13 protein-coding genes and 1 pseudogene are annotated in these 13,665 nt (G+C 72.1%); 7 read left to right on the forward strand and 7 right to left on the reverse strand.

Features of this window, described 5'->3' with window-relative positions; genetic code table 11:
- Positions 1 to 100 precede the first annotated feature (100 nt).
- Positions 101 to 799, reverse strand: coding sequence for a histidine phosphatase family protein (locus ACZ5CZ_RS13085; RefSeq protein WP_450791912.1), 699 nt, complete (start codon positions 797 to 799; stop codon positions 101 to 103).
- Positions 796 to 2,112, reverse strand: coding sequence for a glutamate-1-semialdehyde 2,1-aminomutase (gene hemL, locus ACZ5CZ_RS13090; RefSeq protein ID WP_385842200.1), 1,317 nt, complete (start codon positions 2,110 to 2,112; stop codon positions 796 to 798). The genes ACZ5CZ_RS13085 and hemL overlap by 4 nt, the downstream gene beginning before the upstream one ends.
- Positions 2,113 to 2,618: 506 nt before the next feature.
- On the opposite strand from hemL, the gene ACZ5CZ_RS13095 reads away from it, so the two are divergent.
- Positions 2,619 to 3,056: a hypothetical protein gene (locus tag ACZ5CZ_RS13095; RefSeq protein ID WP_385841895.1), complete on the forward strand. Its 438-nt coding sequence runs from the start codon at positions 2,619 to 2,621 to the stop codon at positions 3,054 to 3,056.
- Between the two features lie 82 nt (positions 3,057 to 3,138).
- Here the strand turns inward: ACZ5CZ_RS13095 and ACZ5CZ_RS13100 are convergent, their stop codons facing one another.
- The gene (locus tag ACZ5CZ_RS13100) at positions 3,139 to 3,693 is read right to left on the reverse strand and encodes a flavoprotein (protein WP_385841896.1); all 555 of its coding nucleotides are present in this window, start codon (positions 3,691 to 3,693) and stop codon (positions 3,139 to 3,141) included.
- Positions 3,690 to 4,949 carry a helix-turn-helix domain-containing protein gene (locus tag ACZ5CZ_RS13105; RefSeq protein ID WP_468942238.1) on the reverse strand — a complete coding sequence of 420 codons (1,260 nt, stop codon included), beginning with the start codon at positions 4,947 to 4,949 and terminating at the stop codon, positions 3,690 to 3,692. Before ACZ5CZ_RS13105 ends, ACZ5CZ_RS13100 begins: the two co-directional genes overlap by 4 nt.
- A gap of 188 nt (positions 4,950 to 5,137) precedes the next feature.
- Here ACZ5CZ_RS13105 and ACZ5CZ_RS13110 point away from each other — a divergent pair, with 188 nt between their 5' ends.
- The 4 genes and pseudogenes from ACZ5CZ_RS13110 to ACZ5CZ_RS13125 all read left to right on the forward strand — a co-directional run bounded on the left by ACZ5CZ_RS13110 (position 5,138) and on the right by ACZ5CZ_RS13125 (position 8,360).
- Positions 5,138 to 5,575, forward strand: a complete 438-nt coding sequence (locus ACZ5CZ_RS13110; protein WP_385841899.1) for an ATP-binding protein — start codon at positions 5,138 to 5,140, stop codon at positions 5,573 to 5,575.
- A 2-nt stretch (positions 5,576 to 5,577) separates the two neighbouring features.
- A pseudogene (locus ACZ5CZ_RS13115) lies at positions 5,578 to 5,847 on the forward strand (UDP-N-acetylglucosamine 1-carboxyvinyltransferase); the annotation flags it as partial.
- 216 nt (positions 5,848 to 6,063) lie between these two features.
- Positions 6,064 to 7,647, forward strand: coding sequence for a sensor histidine kinase (locus ACZ5CZ_RS13120; RefSeq protein ID WP_468942241.1), 1,584 nt, complete (start codon positions 6,064 to 6,066; stop codon positions 7,645 to 7,647).
- Positions 7,638 to 8,360 carry a LuxR C-terminal-related transcriptional regulator gene (locus ACZ5CZ_RS13125; protein ID WP_468942243.1) on the forward strand — a complete coding sequence of 241 codons (723 nt, stop codon included), beginning with the start codon at positions 7,638 to 7,640 and terminating at the stop codon, positions 8,358 to 8,360. The genes ACZ5CZ_RS13120 and ACZ5CZ_RS13125 overlap by 10 nt, the downstream gene beginning before the upstream one ends.
- Here the strand turns inward: ACZ5CZ_RS13125 and ACZ5CZ_RS13130 are convergent.
- Positions 8,294 to 9,133, reverse strand: coding sequence for a class II glutamine amidotransferase (locus ACZ5CZ_RS13130; protein WP_468942631.1), 840 nt, complete (start codon positions 9,131 to 9,133; stop codon positions 8,294 to 8,296). The genes ACZ5CZ_RS13125 and ACZ5CZ_RS13130 overlap by 67 nt on opposite strands.
- A gap of 126 nt (positions 9,134 to 9,259) precedes the next feature.
- Between ACZ5CZ_RS13130 and ACZ5CZ_RS13135 the strand changes: the two genes are divergently transcribed.
- Positions 9,260 to 9,790, forward strand: a complete 531-nt coding sequence (locus ACZ5CZ_RS13135) for a hypothetical protein (protein WP_450791918.1) — start codon at positions 9,260 to 9,262, stop codon at positions 9,788 to 9,790.
- A 10-nt stretch (positions 9,791 to 9,800) separates the two neighbouring features.
- On the opposite strand, the gene ACZ5CZ_RS13140 is transcribed toward ACZ5CZ_RS13135, so the two are convergent.
- Together ACZ5CZ_RS13140 and ACZ5CZ_RS13145 are read right to left on the reverse strand one after the other, a co-directional pair.
- Positions 9,801 to 11,201 carry a DUF2252 domain-containing protein gene (locus ACZ5CZ_RS13140; RefSeq protein WP_468942247.1) on the reverse strand — a complete coding sequence of 467 codons (1,401 nt, stop codon included), beginning with the start codon at positions 11,199 to 11,201 and terminating at the stop codon, positions 9,801 to 9,803.
- 3 nt (positions 11,202 to 11,204) lie between these two features.
- The gene (locus ACZ5CZ_RS13145) at positions 11,205 to 11,717 is read right to left on the reverse strand and encodes a potassium channel family protein (RefSeq protein ID WP_468942250.1); all 513 of its coding nucleotides are present in this window, start codon (positions 11,715 to 11,717) and stop codon (positions 11,205 to 11,207) included.
- Positions 11,718 to 12,574: 857 nt separating this feature from the next.
- On the opposite strand from ACZ5CZ_RS13145, the gene ACZ5CZ_RS13150 reads away from it, so the two are divergent.
- Positions 12,575 to 13,618 (forward strand): YhjD/YihY/BrkB family envelope integrity protein, encoded by a 1,044-nt coding sequence (locus ACZ5CZ_RS13150; RefSeq protein ID WP_468942252.1) that lies wholly within the window; start codon positions 12,575 to 12,577, stop codon positions 13,616 to 13,618.
- The last annotated feature ends 47 nt before the right edge of the window (positions 13,619 to 13,665 follow it).

Consider the following 13,665-nt stretch of genomic DNA (forward strand, 5'->3'; position numbering starts at 1 on the left):
TAACGGAACCGGCAAAAGCGCTCTAAGCGCTTCGCGGCGGCACCCGGCGTCTCGGCGCTTCTGGGCGACTCCCGGCGCTTCTTGGCGGCTCCCGGCGCTTCTAGGCGCCGAAGGCCTTGCCCTGTGCGGTGCCCTTGCCCTTCTGCGGCTTGGCGCCGGCCCGCAGATGCTCCGGGACCAGATCGATCGCCGGCTCGCTGTAGCCGACGGACACGATCTTGTCGCCGAGGTAGGTGAACGACGTCAGGGACGCGAGGGTGCACTGCCGCTTGCGCGGGTCGTGCCACAGCCGGCGCCGCTCGACGTACGAGCGCACGATCCAGATCGGCAGCTGATGGCTGACCAGCACCGCCTCGTGGCCGCGCGCCTGGTCCTTGGCCGCGTTCAGCGCGCCCATCATCCGCACCACCTGGTCGACGTACGGCTCGCCCCAGGACGGCTTGAACGGGTTGACCAGGTGCTGCCAGTTGCCCGGCTTGCGCAGCGCGCCGTCGCCCACCCCGAAGGTCTTGCCCTGGAAGACGTTGTCGGCCTCGATCAGCCGCTCGTCGGTGGCCAGGTCCAGCCCGTGCGCCTTGGCGATCGGGGTGGCGGTCTCCTGCGCCCGCTCCAGCGGGGAGGCGCAGACATGGGTGATGTCCCGGGGGGCGAGGTGCTCGGCGACCCGCTCGGCCATCTGCCGGCCCAGCTCGGAGAGGTGGTAGCCGGGCAGCCGCCCGTACAGGATCCCGGTCGGGTTCTCCACCTCGCCGTGCCGCATCAGATGGACGACGGTGACGTCCTTGTCCCTGCTGCTCATGCGGTGGCCTCCGCAGCCGCCCGGGCCGCCGCCGGAAGGGCGTCGGCGATCTTCTGGATGGCCCGCTCGTCGTGGGCCGTGGACACGAACCAGGACTCGAAGGACGACGGCGGCAGATAGACGCCGTTCGACAGCAGCGAGTGGAAGAACGCGGTGAAGCGGAACGACTCCTGCCGCTTGGCGTCCTCGTAGTCGCGCACCTGCCGGTCGGTGAAGAACACCGAGAACATGTTGGAGGCGGTCTGGAGCCGGTGGGCGACGCCCTCCTTGCTCAGCGCCTCGGTGACCAGGCCCTGGATCTGCTGCGACACGGCGTTCACCGTGTCGTACGCGGCGTCGTCGAGGAGCCGCAGCTGGGCGAGGCCCGCGGCGGTCGCGATCGGGTTCCCGGACAGCGTCCCCGCCTGGTAGACGGGCCCGGCCGGAGCGAGGTGGCCCATCACATCGGCCCGCCCGCCGAACGCGGCCGCGGGGAACCCGCCGCCCATGACCTTGCCGAAGGTCATCAGGTCCGGCGTGACCCCGTCCACCCCGTACCAGCCGGCGCGGCTGGTACGGAAGCCGGTCATGACCTCGTCGGAGATGTAGAGGGCGCCGTTCTTGTGGCAGGCGTCCTTCAGCCCCTGGTTGAACCCGGGGTCCGGCGGCACGACGCCCATGTTGCCCGGCGAGGCCTCGGTGATCACACAGGCGATCTCCCCCGGGTGCCGGTGGAACGCCTCCTGCACCGCCTCCAGATCGTTGTACGGCAGCACGATCGTGTCCCCGGCCTGCGCACCGGTGACACCGGGCGTGTCGGGCAGCGCGAAGGTGGCGACCCCGGACCCGGCCGCGGCGAGCAGCGAGTCCACATGCCCGTGGTAGCACCCGGCGAACTTGATCACTTTGCTCCGCCGGGTGAACCCGCGGGCCAGCCGGATGGCCGACATGGTCGCCTCGGTGCCGCTGCTCACAAGCCGCACCTGCTCGACCGGCGCCACCCGGGCGACGATCTCCTCGGCGAGCGCGACCTCGCCCTCACCGGGCGTGCCGAAGGACGTACCGCGCGCGACGGCCTCCTGTACGGCGGCGATGACCTCCGGGTGCGCGTGCCCGAGGATCATCGGTCCCCAGGAGCAGACGAGGTCGACGTACTCACGGCCGTCGGCGTCGGTCAGGTACGGACCCTTGCCGGACACCATGAACCGGGGCGTACCGCCGACGGCGCGGAAGGCGCGCACCGGGGAGTTCACCCCGCCCGGGGTGACTTCGGAGGCGCGGTCGAAGAGCGCCTGGGACACCGGCGCGTCGTAGGGATAGGGCGTTTCGCTCAGTGCACTCATGACGTGCGGCTTCTCCGGCTTCTCGGACTCCGGTTGCGTGGTGACCCCCTCAGGGTAGGCCGCGCCCCGTCCGGCACGACGGCCCGCCTCGGGAACGCGGCACCGTCATCCGCCATCTGCGAGACTGAGACCTGATACACACAGCTCTCACGCACGTAATGATCAGGGGATGCTCAGGGCCGGGCATCGCTCCGCGGACTGTTGTTCCACCGCACGTTTCGGCGGGCGGCCGTGGGGGAGGTCACTGACACGATGATCGGGTTGCGCGGCGGGGGCCACGCGTCCTAGAAAAGCAGTCGGGTGGAGATATGCATCGCGGTGGCGGACTGGGCGAGGGGACTGATGACCTGGGTCCTCGGCGTGCCCGGCGGGGAAGGCACCGGCGCGACGCGGAGGAAGCGACCGAAACACGTCAGACACAGGGTGTACCGGGTGAGCCCGAGCGGCACGACCGGCGGGCCGACCGCCTTCGGGCAGGGAGCAGGAATGGTGGTCGGGTGGGGGTGACGTACAAATACTTCGGCGCGCCGGACGGAGCGACCGCGGCCCGCGTCCCCATCTCGATGCGGCCCGAGGAGCTCGGCGGCGACGAGCTGGGCATGAACGGCATGTTCACCAGGATCAAGCCGGAGACGGTGGCCGCGATGGTGCTGACCGGCATCGAAGGCGTCCCCCTGCACAAGGTGCCGCCGCTGGAACTGGTCGTCCTGCACCCCGACTACGCGGTCGTCAAGCTCCCCATGACGGTCGTCGACCCGCTGCGCGGCATCGGCGAGGAGGCGGTCGGCGCGGCGGCCTTCATCTGGTCCACGGTCCCGGACCGCGGAGGGCCGCGGGACGCGTTCAACGTGTACCAGTTGCTCCACGAATGGCAGGACTTCAGCCATCGGCTGCATGAGGCGGGGCATCAGGCGTATTGCCTGGTCTGGCCGTGAGGTGGGGTTTCTCTGCCGGCGGGCGGAGCTTTCCGGCTCCGCCCTGACCCGTGCCTCTACGGGGCCGGTGAAGAACGACCCCTCACCGCATCGTGCTGACCATGGGTTCCAGCAGTTCCAGGGCCTCCTCCCAGCGGAAGCGGTCCGCCGCACCGCCGGCCCTCGGCCGATGCGGTTCGCAGGAGCCGATCAGGACACCCATCCCCCGCAGCCGGTCCAGGCTCTGCTGGTAGGCGGGGTGGGCAGCCTGCGCGGAGTTCAGGTACGGCAGGGCCGCCGTCGGGATGCCCATGCCGTACGCCTCGCACAGGATGCCCAGGGCGAGGGTGTCGGAGATCCCGGCGGCCCACTTGTTGATCGTGTTGAAGGTGGCCGGGGCGACGGCGATTGCGTCCGCGGGCGGCAGTGGGCGCGGATCTCCCGGTGAACGCCAGGCGGAGCGGATCGGGTAACCGGTCTGTGCTTCGATCGCCGTAGCGTCGATGAAGCCACATCCCTGCGGTGTGGCGACGACGCCGACATCCCAGTTCGCCTCCTGGGCGGCTGTGATCAGCTTGCCGACGTCACGGGCCACGCCTGCCGCGCACACGACGACGTACAGGAAGGGCTTCTTGTCCGGAGCGGTCGGTTCGGTCACGCGGGGACTCCCAGTTGACGGCTGAAGCGGTGCAGTTCCGGCAGAGTACGTCGGCGGTCGCGGGCGGCCATGTCGGCGACCAGGTTGCGGACGTCGGGGCGGCGGATGTCCTGGGCGGCGCAGGTCTCGGCGATCCTCAGGGCCTGGTAGCCGTCGGCCAGGCGACCCTGCTGGCTGTAGGCGCGGGCCGCCTCCACCCACAGTGCGGCCCGGCGCTCGGGGACCGGGATGTGCCGGCGCATGAGGTGCCGGGCCGCCTGAAGGGCGAGACCGGCGTCGCCGAAGGCCACCAAAGCGCTCAGCTCGTGCAGGGCAACATTGGTCGGGCTGAAGGTGGCCCAGGCGTCGGGCCGGTCGAGAGTGACGTACCGCGAGACTTCTTTCGCCTCGGTGAGGAATTCCTTCGTGGCCGCGCGGTCACCGCGGCTGCTGGCCGCGGTCACACCGCGCAGGAGCAGCAGTCCGATGGCAGCGAGGTACTTCGGTGAACGCCGGTCGTAGGAGCCGGTGAGCTGGTCCGCGGTGTGCCGGACCAGCGTGACGGCCTCTGTGGCGTGCTTCTCTCGGACCAGGACGTGGGCCTGGACACGGACGCTGGAGGCGAGGACCACAGGATCCCCCGAGCGCTCGGCCTCGGCCATCGCCCGGCCGACGGCAAGCCAGGCATTGCCCTGGTCGTGCCGCTTGAGCAGCAGACTCGTCGTCGTCTGGTACGCCGTGGCCAGGAGTCGGGACACCATGTCCCTGTCCGTCGAATCGTCGGCGGCCACCCGCAGGTCGGCGATCAGGCTCGGGAGGATGCGCTCCAGCTCCGTGTAGTGACAGGTGTGGAAGAGCCTGAGTGCTGATCCGACGCGTTCGTACAGGGCGGCCGTGTCCTGGGGGCCACCGGTACCCACAGGCCCGGGGCCGGGCAGAAGTGCCTGGACGAGGGCGGTGTGCGAGGCCGAAGAGCCGGCCGGGGCAGCGAGCGCTGCGATGCTCACGGCAAGAAACGTGCGGCGGTGCATGTCGTCAGCTTCTTGATCGGCGGCGGAGACGTCCGGAGCTGGGGCGAGGCCCAACTCATCAGGTGGAATGCTCAGTTCCTGCGTGATGGCGCGTAGTACACGGATGTCCTCCGTGCCGCGACCGCTCTCCAGACGGCTCACCTTGGACTGGTGATACCCGAGCGCTGCGGCCACGTCGTGCTGTGAACGCCGCTGTAACACCCGTGCGCGACGGATCCGTTCTCCGATTCCGTCTCGCTCCTCCATGCGCGTCGGCCATCTGCCACGGCTCCTTCCGCCGTCGCTGATCCTGCCTGCTCAATCGAGCATAAATCAGCCGTAGTTGGCGGTGATGCAGCTCCCGCATAACTCATGCAGCGCCCGTGCCAACGCTCGCCACTCACGGCGACGGGCTGGTTGCTTGGTGTGGCCCCACCAACCTCGGAAGGCCACTCATGGACGCGCACCAGCTCGCTCTTTCTTTGCCCGCGACGCCTGTCGCAGCGACCACGGCTCGGCACCAGGCCGTGGCCGCGATAGCGGGCTGGGACGCGGGGCTGGGCACCGAGGTGGTGCACACGGCCGAACTGCTGGTCAGCGAACTCGTCACCAACGCGGTCCAGTACGCCGGCACCGGATCCGTCTCGCTCGCGGTCTGTCTCGACGAGGCCGTCCTGCGGATCGAGGTCTGCGACACGAGCCCGGTACTGCCCCAGCCGGCTCTGCCCGACGCGGACAGCGAGGGCGGCCGGGGCCTGTTCCTCGTCGCCGCTCTCGCCGACCGGTACCACGCCGAACCGACCGAGACCGGCAAGCGCTGCTGGGCCGAAATCGACCTGACCAGCACACCCAGCCAGGAATTCTCCTGTTTCCCTCCCCTCCAGAGGAGTTGAGGATGACGACCACCCACGTCCCCAGCGTGGCCGCCGAGGTGATCGCCGTACGCCCTGGACCGCCGCTCGCCGGCACCGTGAGCGTCGACGGCTCCAAGAACGCCGCTCTGCCGCTTCTCGCCGCTGCGGCGGCCTTCGGTCGCCCGGTCCGATTGAGCAACGTCCCGGACAGCACGGACGTCCAAATCATGCTTGTTCTGCTGCAACAGGCGGGCTGGCATGTCGCGCAGCCCGTCGGTGAACCGACCACCTATGTGATCCTGCCGACGGAACCTTGTCCGGTCCCCAGCCGGTTTTGAGGGGGCTCCCCCGCCCGGGTAGGGGTTTGCCTACCCCCGGAGTAGGTGTCGGTCCATGGCGCGTGCCACGTTCCTCGCAGCAGCATGGCGTGCAGGTCACAGCGTGTGGCCTGGGTGAGGAGACGGGGGGCCGGTATGTGGCCGATTCCGGTGGGTGGGGTGCCGTGGCCCGCGGGGGTGCTCGTGGGGTTGACCGCGGTCTGTGCGGTGCTGGCCGTCAGGGCGGAGCAGGCGCGGGACCGGTCGGGGCGGGTCGCGCGGCCGGGTGGGCGGGTCGGCTGGCGGGTCGTGGCGGGGTTGGTGGGGACGGCCGCGTACGGGAGTGTGCCGGCCCTGGTGTTCGCCCTGCACAACTCCGCCGGATCGAACGGCTATGTCGTCACCGTGCCGGATCTGCAACCCGACGGGCTGCTCCCGGCGGCGCTGCTCGCGGCCGGTCTGCTGGCCACCGCGCTGCCCGCCGCGACGGATGTGCCCGGGCGGTGGTTGCTGCCCGGGGTCGCGGCGGCAACCGGCGAAGTGCTGGAAGGGACGTACTGGCTCACGCATTCCTCTGTCGGCTACGGGCGCGACCTGCTGAATGTCCTGGTGGGCTGTGTGAGCGTGCCAGTGCTCGCCGCGCTCGCCGGTGCGGCGCTGCGCCGGCCGGCGAACGGGGGGCCCGCGTGTCTGGTCGGAGCGGATGCGTCGAGGTCCGCGCGCTGGGCACTGCTGCTGCCCGCCGTCGTGGTGATGATCGGTGACCTGCTCGGTTTCGATCTGTGGCGGTTCGCGCCGCCGGGCACCGGGGCGGGGCCGGCGGTGGTGGGTTATCTGGCGGGCCTGGCGCTGCTGGTGGCCGTCGTGGCCGGGCTGGTGCGGTGGCCCCGGGCGGCCGCGAACCTGGCCGTCCTGGGTCTGGTGGGGATCGGGGCGTACGACGTCGCCCAGAGCGGGTTCGGACAACACCTCGTGGTCGTCACGAAGGTGGGCAGGCCGACCGGGCCGGCGCCGGACCTCCCCCTGGTGATCGCCCACCATGCGTCGGTCCTCGGCGGTATCCAGGGCGCGGTACTGCTGGCCCTCGGGCTCTGGCTGCTGCCCCGAACCGTGCTGGCGGATGCCGGCCGGCTGTTCGGCAGGGGGCCCGACCCGGCGCTGGCCCGGCGGGTGCGGGAGCTGACCGCGACCCGGGCCGACGCGCTCAGTTCCGCGGCCGCGGAGCTGCGCAGGATCGAGCGGGACCTGCACGACGGCGCGCAGGGACGGCTGGTCGCCATCGGAATGAACCTCCGGGTCGCCGAGGCGCTGATCCACCACGCGCCGCACGAGGCCGCCGCGCTCGTCGTGGAGGCCCGTGTCGCGTCGACCACCGCACTGGCGGAACTGCGCGGCCTGATCAGGGGAATGCACCCGCCGATGCTGGCCGACCGGGGCCTGGGGGAGGCGGTCCGGGCGCTCTCACTGGACCTGCCCCTGCCCTGCGAGACCGAGATCGACCTGCCCGAACGGCTCTCCGCCCCGCTGGAGTCGGCCTGCTACTTCGCCGTCGCCGAAGTGGTCACCAACGCCGTCCGGCACGCCTCCGCGCGCGGTCTCGTGATCCGGATGGCCCGGACGGAAGGGTTGCTGCGCATCGAGGTCGTCGATGACGGGGTCGGCGGCGCGGAACCCGCCCGGGGCACCGGGCTGGCCGGGGTGGAGCGACGGCTGGCGGCCTTCGACGGCATCCTGGCAGTCAGCAGCCCGCCCGGGGGACCGACGATCGTGGCCATGGAGGTGCCGTGCGCGTAGTCGTCGCGGAGGATCTCTTCCTGCTCCGTGAAGGGCTGGTCAGGCTCCTCACGGCGCGTGGCTTCGAGATCGTGGCGGCCACCGACAGCGCTCCGGGCCTGCTCGACGCGCTGCTGGAGCACCGGCCGGACCTCGCGATCGTGGACATCAGGCTGCCGCCCACCCACACCGACGACGGGCTCCGTGCGGCACTCGCCGCCCGGGAGCGGATACCCGGGCTGCCGATCCTGCTGCTCTCCCAGTACGTCGAGCAGATCTACGCCCAGGAACTGCTCGCCGACCAGGCAGGCGGGGTCGGCTATCTGCTCAAGGACCGGGTGTTCAGCGACGACCAGTTCGTCGACGTGATCCGTACGGTCGCCGCGGGCGGCACGGTCATGGACCCCGAAGTGGTCACCAAGCTGCTCGGCCGCCGCGGCCGTGGCGCACGCGAACCCCTCTCCCGGCTCACCGAACGGGAACGTCAAGTGCTGGAACTCATGGCCGAGGGACGCTCCAACAGCGCCATCGCCAGCCGGCTCTTCATCAGCGACAAGGCCGTGTCCAAACACAGCACCGGCATCTTCGCCAAGCTGGGGCTCGCCCCCTCCGACGACGACAACCGCCGTGTGCTCGCCGTACTCGCCTACCTCATGTCCGCGCCGCGTCACACCGGCGCCGGTGACGGGCTGAACGGCCTGATGACGTCCTCGCCCGGCTGGACGACGCCGTAGCTGTTCTCCGGGAACTCCTTCCAGGCGCCCGGGAGGTCGCCCAGGGGTTCCGAGACGACGAGGCGGGTGTCGTCGGAGACGTCCCAGAGGAAGGCGGCGTCCGGGTGGAGTGCGCGCAGGGACGCCACCTCGGCGCTGACGTACAGGGAGCGGGAGCGGTTCTCGCTGGAGTGGCGGAAGGCCCAGAGGCGTTCGCCGTCGGAGACCGCGACGGTCATCTGGAGGGGGTGGGGGATGTCGTGGGCGCGTGCCGTCTCCTCGACCAGGCCGGCCATCCGGGCGACCGCGCCGGGCGGATCCTCCTCAAGGCCGAAGGTGAGGGCGAGGAAGAACATCAGCTCGGAGTCGGTGGAGCCCTCGATGTCGGGGTAGAGCAGCGGATCGACGGCGAGGGCGAGGTCCCGCCGGATCCGGTGATGCTCATTGATCATGCCGTTGTGCATCCACAGCCAGCGTCCGTGGCGGAACGGGTGGCAGTTGGTCTGCTGCACCGCCGTACCGGTCGAGGCCCTGATGTGGGCGAAGAAGAGACCCGAGCGGACGTGCTGGGCGATCTCCTGGAGGTTGCGGTTGTTCCACGCCGGGCCGACGTCCCGCAGCACCGCCGGGGTGTCCGCGTCGGGCGTGTACCAGCCGACGCCGAAACCGTCGCCGTTGGTCGTCTCCACCCCCATGCGGGAGTGCAGGCTCTGGTCGATCAGGGAGTGTTTCGGCTGGAACAGGACCTGGCCGAGAGCGATGGGGGAACCCGAGTAGGCAATCCAGCGGCACATGCTGCGGCCCCGCTTTCCCTGGTGTCCGAAGAGGTGTCCGAAGACGCCTTCTGTCTCCAGGGTGTGCGCACGCGGCGGGCTTGTCATGCTGGCGGGTGTCATCCCGTACAGGGGGCGGTGATCGCCGTGACAGCGCGCAGACGAGACCTGGTGGAGTCCGCCCGTCAGGAGCGTACGGCCGAACAGCGGGCCCGGACGGACTACACCGGCGGTGTCTACGGCTCCCTGCTCGCCGCCTCGGTCGTGATCGGCGCCGGCACGCTAGGGCCCTGGCCCCGGCTGGAGCTGGTCGTGCTGCTGCTGGTCACCGGTGTGGTCTTCTGGGTGGCCCATGTGCACGCCCAGTTGTTCGGTGCCCGGCTGGCCATGCATCCGCTCCACCGCCGGGCGATCTGGCACGTGTGCCGGGACGAATGGCCGATCCTCAAGGCGGCCGTGCCGCCGGCCGTGGCCGTGGCCGTCAGCCCGCTGCTGGGCCTGGACCTGCCCGGCACCATGTGGCTGGCCGTCTCCGTGGCCGTGGCCGGGCAGGTGGGCTGGTCGGTGGCCGCGGCACGGCGGTCGGGCGGGTCCTGGCGGCTGACCGCGCTCACGGCGGTGGTCAACCTGGTCCTCGGCCTGCTGATCGTCGGCTTCAAGCTGGCCGTCACCCACTGAGGGGGCGGGTTCAGCCGGTGGCCGCCCGGATCCCGCCCTTGCGGACGGCCGCGCGCAGCGCCTTGTGGTCCCGCTCGTTCTGGTCGGCGTACGCCTGCGCGAATCCGGTCAGGGCGCGGTCGAAGCGGTCGCTGCCGCCCAGGTAGGCGGCGAGGACGACGGGGTCGCCGGAGCGGGCGTGGGCCCGCGCCAGACTGGCCCCGCACAGGTGCCCGTACAGACGCAGCAGGCCGGGGTCCATGGTCTCGGGCCGTGCGGTGCCCTTCCAGTCGCGCAGCTGGCGGACGTAGAAGTCCCGGTCGCGTCCGTCGAGGCCGGCCACGCGCGTCCAGCCCAGGAAGATGTCACTGGCCGCCTGGATCAGCCGCTGCCCCTCCACCACCCGCCGGCCCTGGTTGTCGTGGTGGTGGTCACCCGTGTACGCGGCCAGCACCGACTCCTGCGCCTCCTTGGCCTGGAGCAGCAGGGGGTCGCCGTCGTCCTTGCCGAGCAGCAGCAGGATCCAGCAGCGGGTGCCGACGCTGCCCACACCGACGACCTTGCGGGCCATGTCCACCAGCCGGTAGCGGCCCAGGAGATACCGGCGCTCGGAGGAGAGGCTGTCCGCGTACCCCTCCAGGACGGTCCGGAGCAGCTCCTCCGGGCCGGCGCCCGTCGTGAGGTCCCGGAGCGGGGTGACGAGCGGGGGGTCCGGCGCGATTCGCCGGCCCTCGGCGGTCAGCCGGGTGAGGCGGGCGAAGGCCTCCAGATGGGTGCGAGTCCTGGCGCGTGCCGTGGCCGCGGCGGTCCGCCGCCTGGCTCTTCCGGTCATCGACGAGGCCAGCAGTTCGCGCATCCGGTCGGCGTCGTCCTGGGCGTACCAGACGTCCAGGGTGCGCATGCCGGCGAAGGCGCGCATCCGGGTGCGGTACGTCCGCACGCACTCCCGGACGGTACGGTCCTGGTCCCGCGCGGAGAACCCGTTGGCGCGGGCGGCCACCACGAGGCTGGCGGCCAGGCGTTTGACGTCCCATTCGAAGGGGCCGGCGAGGGTCTCGTCGAAGTCGTTGATGTCGAAGACCAGATGCCGCTCGGGCGAGGCCAGCAGGCCGAAGTTCAGCAGATGGGCGTCCCCGCACAGCTGTACCGTCAGCCCGGTGCCGGGCAGCGGTGCGAGGTCGGCCGCCATGACGGCCGCGGCTCCGCGGTAGAAGCTGAACGGAGAGGCGAGCATCCGGCCGTACCGGACCGGGACCAGCTCCGGCAGGCGGGTGGATCCCTGCTCCTCCAGCACCGCGACCGGGTCGGGCCGGTCCTGGGCCGGCTCGAACCGGCCGTGGCAGGACCTCGGGGCACGCTTGCGGGCGTTCCTGCCGTACGCCGCCCTCTCCGCCGGGGACAGTCGGGCGGTCGGGGACATCGGTGCCGTCATGGCTCACCTCTCGCTGTCGTCCCGGGCCTCGCCGGGCTCCTGGCGCTGCCCGCTCCGGCGCGTCAGTCCGGTCTCCACGGCATGGGCGAGGATCCGCGCGGCGACGCCGACGAGGACGAGGCCGCCGGTCATCTGGACCATGGTCATCATCCGTCCGGCCTGCGACCGGGCGGTGATGTCGCCGTATCCGACGGTGGAGAAGGTGGTCAGGGTGAAGTAGAGGGCGTCGGTCCTGGTCAGCCCCTCGCTGAAGGAGCCGGGCTCGGACTGCTCCAGCAGGTAGTAGCCGCTGGCGAAGGAGACCAGATACAGCGCCACCGTGACGATCAGGGCCTCGACGGCCCTGGGCCGCGGATACGGCGAGCGGACGATCGTCCGCACCTCCCAGGCGAAGATGCCGGCCGCGGCCAGCAGGCCGACCAGGAGGACCAGGGCGGCACCGCTGGTACGGGGCCGGTCCAGGGGCAGCAGGTAGTACCCGGTGACGAGCACGGCCGCGAACGCACAGGCCCGCACAAGCGACACCACCCCGGCCCGCCGCCCAGACCCCCGCCCCGGGCCCGGCCCCGCCCCCTCCGGCCGCGGATCCGTCTCGGCTCGCCGCTCTGCCACCACGTCCGGCCCCGGCCCCGCCCCGCCCGACAGGGAAGCCGCCCCGGCCGCCCCCGGACCCGCCCCGCCCGGCTGGGGAGCCGCCCCGGCCGCCCCCGGACCCGCCCCGCCCGGCTGGGGAGCCGCCCCGGTCGGGCGCGAACCTGCCGCGTCGGGCGGGGAAGCCGCATCGCCCGGCCGCAGACCCCGCTCGCCCCGCCCCGGCCCCGCCCCCTCCGGCCGGGAAGCCCCCTCCTCCGGCAGGGGAGCCGCATCGCCCGGCAGGGAAGCCGCATCGCCCGGCCGCAGACCCCGCTCGCCCCGCCCCGACCCCGCCCCCTCCGGCCGCGGATCCGTCTCGGCTCGCCGCTCTGCCACCACGTCCGGCCCCGGCCCCGCCCCGCCCGGCCGCGGATCCGTCTCACCCCGCCCCGACCCCGCCCCGCCCGGCCGCGGATCCGTCTCGCCCCGCCCCGACCCCGCCCCCTCCGGCCGCGGATCCGTCTCGCCCCGTCCCGGACCCGCCCCGCCCGGCCGCGGAGGCGCCTCGTCTCGGCGTGAGGGGGTTCCGTCCGGGTGGGTGGGGGCTGGGTCAGTCATGGGGGCGATACCTGTCCGGGGTCGGTGCGGCTACCCGTACACCCCATAGCCATGGCGCCCTGCGCGGATCACCCGTCACGGGTGACCCGGGGGTGTGCGGTGCGCGGAAGGCTGGTGGTGTGCGGGTGCCGCCGCGTCGCGTCGGCGGTCCGATGGCCGGCCGTGTCACGCGAGGAGGAGCCATGACTTTCGCGTGGTCCCGGTCCGCACACCGGGCCCGAACCTCCGACCGGCGGGACGGCGGCACGCGCACGCCGCCGGTCGCCGCCCGCCGGGGCGGCAGAGCGGCGTCCGCGTACCGGGGCCGGGCGAGGCGACGGGTCACGGCGTGGGGGCGGACGGTGGACGTCGGCCGGCTGCTGCCGGTGCTGTCGGCGGTCAACGTCGTGGAGGGCGCGATGCGGCTGGCGGCCCAGTCGTTCCTCGCGGTCCTGCCGCTGCTGATGACGGTCGCGGCCTTCGCCCCGCGCGGTGTGCAGGACCTGATGATGGACTCGCTGTCGGCCCTCCTGGGGGTACGCGGGGACACGCTGGCGGAGGTACAGCACACCTTCCAGGCCACCGGTACACCACGGCAGACCGTGGGAGCGCTGGGTGTGCTGTTCGCGCTCCTCTCGGCCACCGCCTTCACCCGCGCCCTTCAGGCGGTGTGCGAACGCTGCTGGTCGCTGCCCCGGGCCCCGGTGGGGGCGGCGGCCTGGCGCTGGATCGTCTGGCTGGTCGTCTGGGTCGGCGTCCTGCTCTTCCAGGCTCCGCTGCGCAGCGGGTTCGGCACCGGCGTGGTCGTGGGGCTGGTGCTGTCCCTGCTGTCCTCGGTCCTGCTGTGGTGGTGGACGCAGCATCTGCTGCTGGGCGGCCGGATCGGCTGGCGCGAGCTGGCGCCGGGGGCGCTGCTGGCAGGGCTGGGGAGTGGGGCGCTGAGCAGGTTCGGCGGGCTGCTGATGCCCACGGCCATGCAGCGCAGCCTCGAGGAGTTCGGCCCGCTGGGGCCGGTCTTCACCTTCCTGTCCTGGCTCATCGCGGTCTTCGTGGTCATCGTGTCGGGTCTTGTCATCGGCCGGTGGATCGCGGGCTCCGCCTGGTTCGCCACGCTTCAACTGCCTCGGGTGAGGCCGTCCGGACGGCCGTTCAGGAGGCCGTTCAGGAGGCCGACAAGCAGACCCTCCGGCACGGATGTCAGTCCGGCCGGCGCCGGTCCGCCGGGCCCGCCGCCCCGAACTCCGTGATCGGCCGGGTGACCGCCTTCCCGCCGCACCGCCGCCGCCAGCGCGCC

This window comes from Streptomyces sp. NPDC031418 (genome assembly GCF_055581605.1).